Here is a 13,194-nt window from a genome sequence, read left to right as displayed (position 1 = left end):
GCCAGCGTTCGTCCTGAGCCAGGATCAAACTCTCAATTTAAAATAAGTAGATATTCCAAATCTTCGATTTGGCATAGTCACTTAGTTAAACACGTTAGTGTTTAACCTCATTTTAAGAGCTTGCTCTCAAACTCAAATTCACTGACTTTATGATTTATCATCATCATCTCTGTTTAATTTTCAAAGACCAGTTTGTTTGCCGCTTCAAGCGACTTTTATATATTATCATTTGTAAATTATTTTGTCAACATCTTTGTTGACCTTTAATTTACTGCCGCCATCAGATTTTTTCTTATCTGTTTCCTGCGACGTTTATTATCTTAACATTTCATAAACAGTAACGTTTTAATAAAAATATCCATTATAATTAATTATATTCTTTTTATTATATTTTCCTCTTATTTTCTCTGTTTTTTATCTAATGATATACTAGGAAATGTTGTATAAACCTTCAGTAATTATGCACATTTTATCCTCACATTTTACACACTTTATCAACAGAGTTATCAACATTTCCCCATTAACCTAAAAATATAGCTAAATATTCTTAACCATTATTTAATCTTATTTATTTAATTTTTTCCTATTTCTTTTTCCTTTTCTCCATATATTTCTTTCCTTCTATATTTAGGCGCAAATACTATATGATATTTACATCTCCACTTAGTATGTGCTAAACTATTATTGCCCATTTTGGGCAATACCTCCTTTGATTTTAGATTGGCTGACGAAACCATTTCTATTTTATCAAAGTGAGGTATTTTTTTCAACGCTTAAGTTTTTCTAAACACACCTGCATAGCAGGTAGTTTTATTTATAGACAAAAAAATCACTAGAACATCCCAGTGATTTTAAAACTCTATTTATTATTCACACAATTAATCTTTAACTAAAGCCTAATCAAACTTTATAGCTTCAGCCAAAACCTTACCTATACTATCATTTATAACAAGCTTAGCTTTTTTATCATATGGAGTAGGCTTCTTATTTATCAATATCAATTTAGTACCCTTAAAGTATTGAATAAGTCCCGCTGCTGGGTACACTACCAATGAAGTTCCACCTATTATAAGCACATCGGCTTTTGCAATATATTCCACAGACTTTTGTATAACATCCATGTTCAGCCCTTCTTCATAAAGCACTACATCTGGCTTTACCACACCTCCACATTTGTCACAAATAGGAACTGCTTCTCCACTTTTTAATATGTAGTCTAAATCGTAAAAAGCTCCACAATCCATGCAATAATTTCTGTGAATAGAACCATGAAGCTCTAACACATTTTTTGAGCCTGCCATCTGGTGTAGCCCGTCAATATTTTGTGTTATTACAGCTTTTAATTTTCCCATTTCTTCTAGTTTAACTAAAGATTCATGAGCTAAATTAGGTTTTGCATCTTTAAATATCATATTCTCTTTATAAAAATTATAAAATTCCTCCTTATGGCTATCAAAAAAACTTCTGCTAAGCATAACTTCAGGAGGGTATTTAAAATTATTTTTAGCCTTAAACAATCCCTTATTAGATCTGAAATCAGGAATATTACTTTCTGTAGACACCCCTGCTCCTCCGAAGAAAACCAAATTGGAACTTTCTCTTAGGATTTCTTTTAATTTTTGAACACTTTCCAATTATCGCACCTCCTAAAATCTATTCTATATAATTATGTTTACTTTAATTATTTAGTTTTTTATCAATTATAAGCATATCTACTATTCTATATGCTTATGTTCTTAGTAAACCTATAAAAAATAAGTTATTCAACTTTCGCATTTATAAAATAAAAATATAAAATTTGCAGGTAAGTAATACTTAGTTAGGTACTAGGTGCTAGGATGATAAAACTCCTGATGGAGTTTTAAGAAAATATAAATTTAAGAAATTACATAGAAATTTCAACATTAATTAATATTTCTATATTTTCGCTGGCTGCCACCAATAAAAAATTTTTTAATGCCCTAAAAAGAAAATCTATAACTACTTCATTTATTTAAATAATTATAACTTATTTTACTAATACATTTATTTAATTAAAGATTTTCCGTAACATAGTGGAGAAAAATCATCCTTTCCTAGCACCTAGCACCCAGTACCTAGTACCTAATCTTTTCACTCTTACTTTTTACCTATTACTTCTTACCTTGTATAGTGTAGAACTTAAAATTTATATGCGAAAGTTGAGTAGGTTATTAACTACCCATTCCTGAATATAATTATATCATTACCTAATACTTATTATTATATTTTATCAAAAAAAGCATAAACAGAGCTCTTAGCTTCAAATGGAGTTTTTACTCCAACTGAAGCTAAGAGCTCTGTTTATTTCATATGCGATTATTCTACATAGTACTTATCTTTTATCTAAGCTTCATTTCTTTTCCCACTACTTCTTCCCAAGCGCTAAATATTGGTCTTATTATGTTAGGACCTATTTTAGATATTATAACCATCTGTGAAGTTCCTTCATCTTTATGCCAAGGCTTATAATCGATTTTTCTATTAACAACGTCCACTTGATTCCATCCATCCTCTAATTTGAAGAATCCTTTTATTCTAAATGCATCAGAGGATATTTTATCTATAAATGCCGTTAACTGCTCTTTAGTAATTTCGCCTTCATAGGTTAAGTTTAAAGTTTTTGGCTTATTTTCTGGAGTATTAGTACTCTCTTCTATTTCAACCCAGCCATCTTTTGTAAGATCCTTTTCTAAAAAGTCTAAACTTACTTTTCCAAAAGAGGCCTTTTCTATATGTACCTTATTGTTTATTTCACGTATTTTAGCTACCACTTCGTTTAAAGTATCCTCACTTACTAAATCTATTTTATTTAGTATAACCATATGACAATGTTTTAACTGTCTTTCTACAGTTTCTAAATCCTCAATTTGCTCTAAAAAATTAGGTGCATCCACAAGACATATAGCTCCTCTATAGTCATATACATCACCTTTTACAGATTCAACGCCCTCTAAAATATCCCCTATATTGGAAGGATCTGCAAGACCTGAACTTTCAACAAATAAATACTCCATTTCTCTATCAGCCATTTCTATCATAGCTGAAGCAAAGGATAATTTAAGACAAGAACAGAATATAGAGCCCCTATTTATTTCTACCAACTCCATACCTTCCTTTTTAATAATTGTTCCGTCTATACCTATTTTCCCAAACTCATTCATAATTACTCCAACTTTTTTATCCCCAATATTCTCTAATATATTAGTTAAAAAAGTAGTTTTACCTGAGCCTAAAAATCCTGTTAAAAGATAAAGTTTTATTTTTCTATCCATGATTTTTTCCCCCTATTTTAAATAGTTTTTAACCTCTTCTACAGAAAGAACTTTACCTACTGATTTTACCTTATTATCAATTACTAATGCTGGTGTACTCATAACACCATACATCATTATGCTTTTCAAATCCTCTACCTTTTCCACAGTAGCGTCTATTCCTAATTCCTCTATAGCCTTTTTTATATTTTTTTGCAGTTTATCACATTTGTCACAGCCAGTACCTAAAATTTTAATAATCATAAAAACACCTCTTTCATAGAATAATATATTTAAGTTATTAATATACAATCATTGCTTTGGTTTAAAATATAGAATATAAAATGAATTTAGAAACTCCCATGAAATTTCTTAAATTATTTTATTCCCTTTTACAAAGATCCTTATAATCTACATTTCTATTTTTAAAAGTTTCTAAATCCTTCTTAAGAATGTCATAATCATTTATATGTTCTCCTATTTTATTGACCATATCCTGCATAGTTTCATCTTCCATATTTAAATAGTAAAAAATCCATTGGCTTTGTCTGTCATCCTTAACTATACCTATATCCCTAAGCTTCGCAAGATGTCTTGAAACCTTAGGCTGGGATAACTTTAATATATAGCAAAGCTCACATACACATAGAGGTTTTTGCCACAGAAGCATTATTATTCTTAACCTTGTTTCATCTGAAAGCATTTTAAAAAAATCTATTAAATTATTCAATTATCATCACCTTTTCTTTATATATTCACATATATGGATATACGTATATGATATACCTAATCACACTATATGTCAACGTTTACCCACCTAATGTGGGGCTTGAAATTTGTGGAGGAAGTATGCATTGACAATGGACAATGGACAATTGAGAATTAAGTAAGAAGTAAGAGATTAGATACTAGGTGCTAGGTGCTAGGAAAGGAGAATTCTCCTTAACTCTTACTTATTACTTATTACTTATTACTTATTACTTATTACTTCTTACCTATTACTTCTTACCTATTACTTATCTACAAATTACTTACCTACAAATTAAAATTTCTCTATCTTGTTACTATTTTAACCTGCTACATATTTTTTATAGCTAATATACATATAATATAAGTAACTTTGGTTATTTAATAAATGTTGTGCAATTTATAATAAAAACTTTTATAAGTGTACTTTTATTTTATAACTGCGAAAGTTGAATAACTAAATATTATAGCCTATTCTAAATAATCTAATGGGCATTTTAAATTTGGACTTTCTTTTATTTTACCTTTAGAACAAAGTAGTTCCAAATAATATAATGCATCATTTTGAATATAACCATAACTTTATACTAATATTTTAAAATAAACTATTACGAAAATTAAACTAACTACATTTCATATAAACAGAGCTCTTAGCTTCAGATGGAGTTTTTACTCCAACTGAAGGTTAGAGATCGTTATCCAGGGATGTAGCTGCCGTTATCTCCCACTTTGTTAGAAGTGGGAGTATTACGGCAGGTAGTCATCGGATAAACAGAGCTCTTAGCTTCAAATGGAGTTTTTACTCCAGCTGAAGGTTAGAGATCGTTATCCAGGGACGTAGCTGCCGTTATCTCCCACTTTGTTAGAAGTGGGAGTGTTACGGCAGGTAGTCATCGGATAAAATAAATTTATATCAATGTTTTAAGAAAGGATGTTTTATATGTATGGTGCCTCATTAAATGGATTAATTCAACCAATGGAAACTTTTAATAAGGATTATATAAGTAAAACTGCTGAGAAATATGGATTTTATAGAAATTATATATTAGAAAGACACCTGTGGTCCTATGAATTGCTAGGTGAAATTCAAAGCCTTACAAAAGATAGGTGCATACTAAAGGGCGGCGCCTGTACTCAGGCATATCTTCCCCTTTCTGTTCAAAGATGCACTGCAGATATAGATTTTATTTGTAATTTATCCAATAATGAAATTATAGAAATATGGAAAGCCATATGCAAAAACTTAACTTATAGTAGGATAAAATCCTCCTTTAAAGAGTATATACCTGCAAGAGGCAAAAATCTTCCCATGGTAACTTATATGTTGGATTTGCCCTTTTATTATAACCCTAAAAAAAGGAAAAGTAATTTTCTTTTAAAGTTTGATTTTTTATTTATGGATATGAATGAAATACCGGTAACTTCTTTAGAAAATACCGAGACCTTTGGCATGAAACTAAACTTCTCTCCCTTATGTATTTCTCCAGCAACATTAATAAGCGATAAACTCTTAACTTTTGCCATAAACTCCATAGGTCTTCAACTGACTAAACTGGACAGTTTCTACAAAAATATATATGATTTATACTACTTGTTAAATACTTTTAATGATGAGAATATTTTTAGTTCAGTATCCTCTCAACTTAAAATAAATCTTTATTCAGAATTAGCCATAAAAAAACTTCCAATTATACCTTTAAATAAAATTCTAAAGGATATTTTAAAAACCCTATGGTATTTTTCTATAGTAGACTTAAGTTATCAAGGCTCTAGAACACCAGAAAATCTGCGAAACTTCGAAAAGCTATATCTTCAGCGAAATATAGATACTACTTTAGATTCTAATATGTGGAGTATTATGAGCATGCACTTGTATTTATGGACTGCGTCTTTGGAGAATTATATGCTTAATGGAAACTTAGATAAATTCCAAATTCTAAAATCCATAGAAGGTGAATACAGGTACTTTTTATCCCTTAATTCCAATAACAAAGAAAAATATATACGCAATCTAAAAAAACTACTGAATTCTAAAAATAAAAAAGCTAATTTATCTAAAATAAATCATCCTTTGAGATTAATATATACCAATTATTTAATGTAGCTACTGCCCACTATCTGCATAAATTAATGCTTTAACTTTTGTATTTATAAAATAAAACTGTAAAATTGAAAATTAATATAAACCTTGAAATGTATATGAGAAAGTTGAATTAATAATAATTAGCATTTCCCACTATACACAACATGGACAAAATAATACCAATAAATTAATCTGTGGTAAACTTTGTATAAAATAATCCTATTATCTCCTTTGTATAATAAATTCGTCAAATTAATTGTATAAAATCCCATCATTTGGGAACAATAAAGATGAATAGAAAAGGAGATGATATTTAAAAATGAAAAAATTTAATTTAAGATGGATAAAACTTTATTGGAGTAAGTTAGCTATAACCTTATGTACATTATTTATAGTAGCTGCAGTATCCTATACTGTTTACAACTATCTTACACCTATAAATAATGAGGAATTATCTACAGATTTATCCAATAATCAAACTAAAAATATTTCCAATACTGAAAAAATTGTAGAACCATTTAAAGTTTCAGAGAAAGATATAGAAAAAGACGTGGTTTTAAATTCAGAAGATACCTCTTCAAAATCTTTCCCTGAAACAAATGAAATTTCAAAGGAAGAAACTAATGAGAAAATCATAAGTTACCAAATAAAACCCGGTGATACCTTGTTTAGCATTTCTAGAAAGTACATGCCATATACAGATACAGAGAAAGCTGTATATACTTTAAGAGAACTAAATAAAATAGATGAAAATTGTCTTTTAATAACCGGTAAAACCATTAACATTCCAACTTATGATTCTCCTGAAGCCAAAAATCCAAACTTAACAAATAACATAGACACTTTAACTTATACAGTAAAACCTGGAGACACTTTATTTAAAATTGCACGAGAATATATGAGTTGGTGTGATTCAAGAGATGGTGTTATGGAAATTATAAAATTAAATAATCTCAAAGATGCCAGTGTAATTAAGACAGGCCAAGAAATAGCAATACCTTGTAACACAAAAAATACCACTAAAAATTAAATTCGGCTATTTAATAAATGTTGTGCAACATTAAATAGTAAATGTCTGTAATTGGCTTAATTTAGCTATTTGTATCTAATTGTCACTATTCATGGAAACAACATTAAGTGAAGCAAAATAGCAATTACCATATATTACTACACAACATATATAAAGCAGCCTTAAATTCACTCAGTTAGAGTTTCTTTAATTTATAAAATGGCATATAGCAAAAACCATGCATAAAGTGGAAAATAACTTCCTCTATATGCATGGTCTTTATTTTTTAATATTATAAATACACATTTTCTGCAGCTCTTTATTTCTGTTTATTTAATTCATTTACACCTATTCACCCTCTCCAAGGCAAAAGAGCCATTTTAAATTCATAATTTCCTATATTCTTCTGCTACTATATTCACATTATATGCATCCAAATAAACACTCTGTAATTACCTACTTACACACTATATACACCAAATAAACAGAGCTCTTAGCTTCAGATGGAGTTTTTACTCCAATTGAAGGTTAGAGATCGTTATCCAGGGACGTAGCTGTCGTTATCTCCCACTTTGTTAGAAGTGGGAGTGTTACGGCAGGTAGTCATCGGATAAACTCTCTGTAATCGCCTACCTACACACTATATACACCAAATAAACTCTCTGTAATTGCCTATCTATCTCAATTCCACATGACTAAATAGATTTTCACTTAAATAAAGTATAAGCATAACAAATATAAATCCTAAACCGCCTATGCTTATAAGTGTAATGTATGTATTTTTAGTTGCAAAATAAATGAAAACTCCAATTATAATAGGCACCAAAAATACAATATACTGAACTATTGCTTCTATTATTCCGCCACCGCCTTTATCATCTACAGGTATAAAAAAGTGGACAACTATCTTAGATAAACCTTTAGCTAAATTAATCAAAAGTAATGCCAAAATATATAAAACCGCTGTTAAAATATTTATTCTAGCCATAACTGCTAAAGGAATAATTACACTTATCAAAGTTATAACAGATCTTCTATAATCGTGAAAAATTATATACATTATTTTTTTCTTTACACTTCCAGGCATTAAATATATATACGTCTTTGTTAATTCATATTTTATGCTAGAAACAGGATTAACACCAATAGAAACAGACATACCCATTAAAGCTATTATCAATTGAAGTTCTGATCTTTTAGGAAAGTTTCTAAGAATATACCCTAATCCACCAAATATAATAACTAAAGTTAAATATACCATGGTCCTTTTTATAAAAGAACTTTTTCTCTTAAACAACAAGGAATTTTTATATAAAAAAGCTCCTTCTCCTGTAACTCTATGAAGAAAGGTCTCCTTTACAGGCTTAATCTTTTTTTCATCTACATTTACAGATTCCTCTAAAACCATCTTATCTAAATTTAAATCCTCAATATTAATATTATTTAATTCTACATTCTCACTTACAGATTCATAATAATCTACTGCGAAAACAACAGACCCTACAAATAATATAACCGTAATAGCCAATACTATGCTAAATTCCATTATAGGAAATCCATAAGTGGTTAATGGATAAATTATTATGTCTTTCATCCATGACAATATAGGCACACCTGAACTTATAATACTTACAGTTTGTAAAAAGGACTTATTTCCATAAAACCAGAATGCAGCAAATACATATAAAAATATGCCAGCCACAAATAGCTTTGATATTATTTTTACTATTTTCTCCGCATTATACCTGACCTTAATTGAATAAAGCATAAAATTTAAACTTTTGAAAAATAAATGTATTACGCCAACGCCCAATGAACTAATAGCTAGCTTTAATAAGCTCACTTTTATAGATTTTAAAAATACCATCCATATAATCACTGCAATAAAAAAGTAGCTTACTATAAAACCTAAAGCACCAAATAATATGGAAAAAATCCACAAAGATTTTTCCCCTATAGGTGATGGAAATAAATAATGTACATCCTGTATACTAAAATTTAACGGTTTATAGTCTCGAGATGCTTTAAATAAAATATACAAAACTATTAAAAGCAATATAACTATAATACCTATCCCTATAATGTCTTTACTTATACCTTCAATATGACTAAGAGGTTTTCTTTTGCTTTTACCTCCTAAGAAACTTATAAAAATAAATATAAAAGGAAACATAAAAGCACCTAATTCCCTAATAGCCGTTATAGGATTAGCTAAGGCATTTTTAATTCTATTTTTAAATTGTGCAAACTTCATAAACAGTAGGGTCTTAAAGTCACGAATCATTATAAAGCCTCCCCTTTATAATATTTAGTTTTTTAAAAAAATTTGCGAAAACCTCCGTTGTTTATCTCAGAGGATGAAAGCAAAATATTTTCAAATGGTTTGATACCTAAATCAATAATGTAATTTTTCACACTATACTTTTACTAAATTCGTTACACACTAACCAAAAAATTATTCACTAAACAGTAATCAAAAGATTATTCACTAAACCGAAATCTTTAAAAATATATCTTCTAATGACATATTCTCTTCCCCTCCAATTTTATCCTTTAGCTGTTGTTTGCTTCCGTTAGCTATAATTTTTCCTTTCTTCATTATGATAATTTTATCATTTAGCTCCTCTACAGAAGAAAGTATGTGTGTGCTTATAAGTATGGTTTTTCCCTGCTTCCTTAGCATATTTAAAATATCCTTAAAATCTTTAATTCCCTTAGGATCTAGACCTACAAATGGCTCGTCTATTAAAAATATATCTGGATTATGCAAAAGTCCCATGCAAATAGATACCTTTTGCTTCATGCCTTTGGATAAATTTTTGCTTATTTGATCCTTTTTATCCCAAATGCCAAATATATTAAGCATCTCCTGTGCTTTTTCTTCCCAACTATCTAATTTATAAGCTAATGCTATAAATTTTAAATGTTCCCATACTGTAAGATATGGATATATATCTGGTGTTTCAGGCATATATGCTAATTTTTCTCTTATAGATTTTTCCTTAATACTCTTGCCACATATGAAAACCTCCCCTTCATCTTTTCTTAATAAAGACAATATGCACTTTATAGTTGTAGTTTTTCCTGCTCCATTTGGTCCTGCAAGAACTGTAATCTCACCTGCATTTAAGCTAAAGGAAATTTCACTCACTGCCCTTTCTTTCCCATAATTTTTTGTTAAGTTTTTTACTTCCATTGAAACCATGTTCCTTCACTTCCCCCTTAGTATATTTTTTATCTCAAGTTATATTTCGCTGTCTAAATTTTTTCCTTCCACATTAGGTAATCCCATTTACTTATTTTTTATTTATTTTTTATTTATTTTTATATTCAGCGATATATTCTAATACATACTCCCTGTCGCAATTGACCTATTTTTCATCTCAAATAATATACACAAATATGCAGCTCAATTCGTCCAACCCATACCTAGTTACATTTTTATTTTATAACCTCCAAAGTTGAATTAATTTCATTAATATTTAATTATATCAATTAATATTTAATTAATGTTTACATTTGATTTACAGTAATTATTTTTCAAACAAAAATCTCCCGCTTAAGCATAGGCAAGTGGAAAGATATTTCACATATTAGTATAACACTACTTGCATAGTAAATATCTAACTGAACTTTCGCACATAAGGCTCAAGCTCTACATTAGATTAATAAGGGTTTTTAATTTAAAATGTAAAATAAGACTTTTTACCTCTTACTTGGTCTAACTTACAAATTTCAAATTATAGTTAATTTCTAAAAGAGCTTTATTCTTCATTTTAAATTTTATATTTTTATAACTGTGAAAACTGAATATATAATACTTATTCACATTTCATATTATCACAATGATAGATATCCACATATTATATAGTATATCAATTTCATTTGGGGATAATTATGAACTGGTGGTACTATAATAATTTATATTTTACAATGCTATATAGGCTTCAATACAGTATATTAATAAATACTAAGAATCGTAAACTCACTCTGTATAAATACAAAAAAATTTACAAAATATATCCTGTAGCCATTGGTAAACCATCTACTCCTACACCAAAAGGTAATTTTACAATAATCAATAAAGCCTTTAATCCTGGAGGTCCTTTTGGTGCTAGATGGCTTGGACTTTCCATACCTAAATACGGAATTCATGGAACTAATAATCCCTCATCTATTGGGAAAGCAGTTTCTAACGGCTGTATACGCCTTTATAACTTTAATATTATAGAATTATACAATTTAGTTCCTATAGGAACTCCAGTAAAAATTGTATAAATAAAAATAGCGGATAATAAGCATACTACAAACTGCTTACATTCCGCTATTAATTATGTTTTATTTAATTTCTAATAAGCTATCGTTAGGTTACTGTAAAATACTATAAATATTTTTCATAACAATATTTTAAATTTACTATTTATCTTTTCTATAAGCTAAAAAATACGCTCCACCTATCAATATAGCTCCGCCAACAATATTCCCAAGAGTTACAGGTATTAAATTATTTATAAATGCTTTTCCCCCAATAAGAGCTAACTTCTCCGCCCCAAGACCAGAAGCTTGTACATAAAGTACATTAGTTTTTGCAAGCATAGCTATAGTTAAATAATACATATTAGCTACGCAGTGTTCAAATCCACAAACCACAAAAGCCATTATAGGAAACCATGCTACTACTATTTTTCCTACAATATCTTTTGCAGCATAAGACGCCCAAACTGCAAGACATACTATAATATTACACATTATTCCACTAGTAAAAGCTGTACTAAAACTTAATCCTGATTTGTTAGACGCCACTTTAAGCAATGTGGCCCCTACTTGTCCACCACTAATATCTAGCATACCCGAACGAAAAATTAAAAATGAAATAATTGTAGCACCTATGAAATTAGATATATATATTATTATCCAATTTCTCAACATAGCTTTAAATTTTATTCTTCCTTCTAATACAGGTATGCTCATAAGATTGTTTCCAGTAAATAACTCTGCTCCACAAATTAGTACCAATATAATTCCTACAGGGAATACTATTCCACTCACAAGCTTTGATAACCCTACATTATTAACACTATGAGATGCCACCGCTGCTGCAGATCCACCAGCAGCTATAAAAGCACCTGCTAAAATACCTAAAATTATTCCATTTTTTAGTTTTATCTTTGCTTTTTCTTCTCCACTTTTTATCACTGCTTCTCTTATTTCTAATGGCTTTAATATACTATTTTCCATAATAATACTCCTCTTTTCTTATTTCGACATATATTAAACCATAATTTCAATATCTACGCAATACTATTACTGACTATTTTATTTTCAGCCTGATATTTTTCATTGCCACACATACCAGTAATGAACAATTGTGCATTTTATATTAATTTTTATTTATTATTTCTCTTCTATATTTTATAACTAATATAAATTAATGAGCTTGTGGTAATTACGTGAAAATTAAAAAACGTATCTCTAACTGAGATACGTTTTTTGGTGATCTACCGGGGAATCGAACCCCGGACACCATGATTAAAAGTCATGTGCTCTACCGACTGAGCTAGTAGATCAAGTTTTGACCTGGCGACGACCTACTCTCCCACAGGGCTTCCCCTGCAGTACCATCGGCGCTTTGAAGCTTAACCGTCCTGTTCGGAATGGGAAGGGGTGTTACCTTCAAGCCATAATCACCAGATAAATTCAGTGGGCTAGTGGGCTAGCGTCTAGAGGGCTAGTATTTAGCTGCTGCGCAGCGTATCTAGTTACTAGAGTTTAACGGACTAGCTTACTAAAGTTGTAGTATATAAATTTTATATACTAGATTTAAACTTTAAAAGAAGTTATTGTTCTTTCAAAATTGCACAGTGTGGAAAATCTTTTAATTGTCAATTGTCAACTGTCAATTGACAATTATCTTTTGATCAAGCCCTCGACTTATTAGTATCGGTCAGCTGAACATGTTACCATGCTTACACCTCCGACCTATCAACCTGGTAGTCTTCCAGGAGTCTTACTAGCTTACGCTATGGGAAATCTAATCTTGAGGTGGACTTCACGCTTAGATGCTTTCAGCGTTTATTCCTTCC

The 13,194-nt window shown here is 29.5% G+C and carries 10 protein-coding genes, 1 tRNA gene, 2 rRNA genes and 1 pseudogene; 3 read left to right on the top strand and 11 right to left on the bottom strand.

The window, feature by feature from the left end:
• Positions 1-578: 578 nt before the first annotated feature.
• The 5 genes and pseudogenes from FGK85_RS12570 to FGK85_RS12550 all read right to left on the bottom strand — a co-directional run.
• Positions 579-692 (bottom strand): annotated as a pseudogene (locus FGK85_RS12570) (transposase); the annotation flags it as partial.
• Positions 693-896: 204 nt separating this feature from the next.
• Entirely contained in the window at positions 897-1,634 is a 738-nt protein-coding gene (locus FGK85_RS12565; protein ID WP_138207148.1) for an NAD-dependent protein deacylase, read from the bottom strand.
• Between the two features lie 726 nt (positions 1,635-2,360).
• Positions 2,361-3,293, bottom strand: coding sequence for a CobW family GTP-binding protein (locus FGK85_RS12560; RefSeq protein WP_138207146.1), 933 nt, complete (start codon positions 3,291-3,293; stop codon positions 2,361-2,363).
• Between the two features lie 12 nt (positions 3,294-3,305).
• On the bottom strand, positions 3,306-3,536 hold the full coding sequence (locus FGK85_RS12555; protein WP_138207144.1) for a thioredoxin family protein: 231 nt from the start codon (positions 3,534-3,536) through the stop codon (positions 3,306-3,308).
• A gap of 118 nt (positions 3,537-3,654) precedes the next feature.
• Complete coding sequence (locus tag FGK85_RS12550) at positions 3,655-4,002, bottom strand: ArsR/SmtB family transcription factor (protein WP_171011421.1); 348 nt, start codon at positions 4,000-4,002, stop codon at positions 3,655-3,657.
• Between the two features lie 957 nt (positions 4,003-4,959).
• Here FGK85_RS12550 and FGK85_RS12540 point away from each other — a divergent pair.
• A complete protein-coding gene (locus tag FGK85_RS12540; RefSeq protein WP_171011420.1) occupies positions 4,960-6,123 on the top strand; it encodes a nucleotidyl transferase AbiEii/AbiGii toxin family protein in 1,164 nt (387 codons plus the stop codon).
• A 298-nt stretch (positions 6,124-6,421) separates the two neighbouring features.
• Positions 6,422-7,132, top strand: a complete 711-nt coding sequence (locus tag FGK85_RS12535) for a LysM peptidoglycan-binding domain-containing protein (protein WP_138207138.1) — start codon at positions 6,422-6,424, stop codon at positions 7,130-7,132.
• A gap of 655 nt (positions 7,133-7,787) precedes the next feature.
• On the opposite strand, the gene FGK85_RS12530 is transcribed toward FGK85_RS12535, so the two are convergent.
• Together FGK85_RS12530 and FGK85_RS12525 are read right to left on the bottom strand one after the other, a co-directional pair.
• Positions 7,788-9,395 (bottom strand): putative ABC exporter domain-containing protein, encoded by a 1,608-nt coding sequence (locus FGK85_RS12530; protein ID WP_138207136.1) that lies wholly within the window; start codon positions 9,393-9,395, stop codon positions 7,788-7,790.
• 204 nt (positions 9,396-9,599) lie between these two features.
• A complete protein-coding gene (locus FGK85_RS12525) occupies positions 9,600-10,316 on the bottom strand; it encodes an ABC transporter ATP-binding protein (protein WP_138207134.1) in 717 nt (238 codons plus the stop codon).
• A gap of 692 nt (positions 10,317-11,008) precedes the next feature.
• Here FGK85_RS12525 and FGK85_RS12520 point away from each other — a divergent pair.
• Positions 11,009-11,389, top strand: a complete 381-nt coding sequence (locus FGK85_RS12520) for a L,D-transpeptidase (protein WP_138207132.1) — start codon at positions 11,009-11,011, stop codon at positions 11,387-11,389.
• 138 nt (positions 11,390-11,527) lie between these two features.
• On the opposite strand, the gene FGK85_RS12515 is transcribed toward FGK85_RS12520, so the two are convergent.
• From FGK85_RS12515 to FGK85_RS12500, 4 genes are all read right to left on the bottom strand, one after another.
• Positions 11,528-12,349 carry a formate/nitrite transporter family protein gene (locus FGK85_RS12515; protein ID WP_138207130.1) on the bottom strand — a complete coding sequence of 274 codons (822 nt, stop codon included), beginning with the start codon at positions 12,347-12,349 and terminating at the stop codon, positions 11,528-11,530.
• Between the two features lie 253 nt (positions 12,350-12,602).
• Positions 12,603-12,678, bottom strand: a tRNA-Lys gene (locus FGK85_RS12510).
• Positions 12,679-12,686: 8 nt separating this feature from the next.
• Positions 12,687-12,803 (bottom strand): 5S ribosomal RNA (rrf, locus tag FGK85_RS12505).
• A 222-nt stretch (positions 12,804-13,025) separates the two neighbouring features.
• Positions 13,026-13,194 (bottom strand): 23S ribosomal RNA (locus FGK85_RS12500); the annotation flags it as partial.

The organism is Haloimpatiens lingqiaonensis, assembly GCF_901447495.1.
GTDB lineage: Bacteria > Bacillota > Clostridia > Clostridiales > Clostridiaceae > Haloimpatiens > Haloimpatiens lingqiaonensis.
Note: the sequence above shows the minus strand (reverse complement) of the source record. Positions and strands in the feature narration are given on the sequence as shown.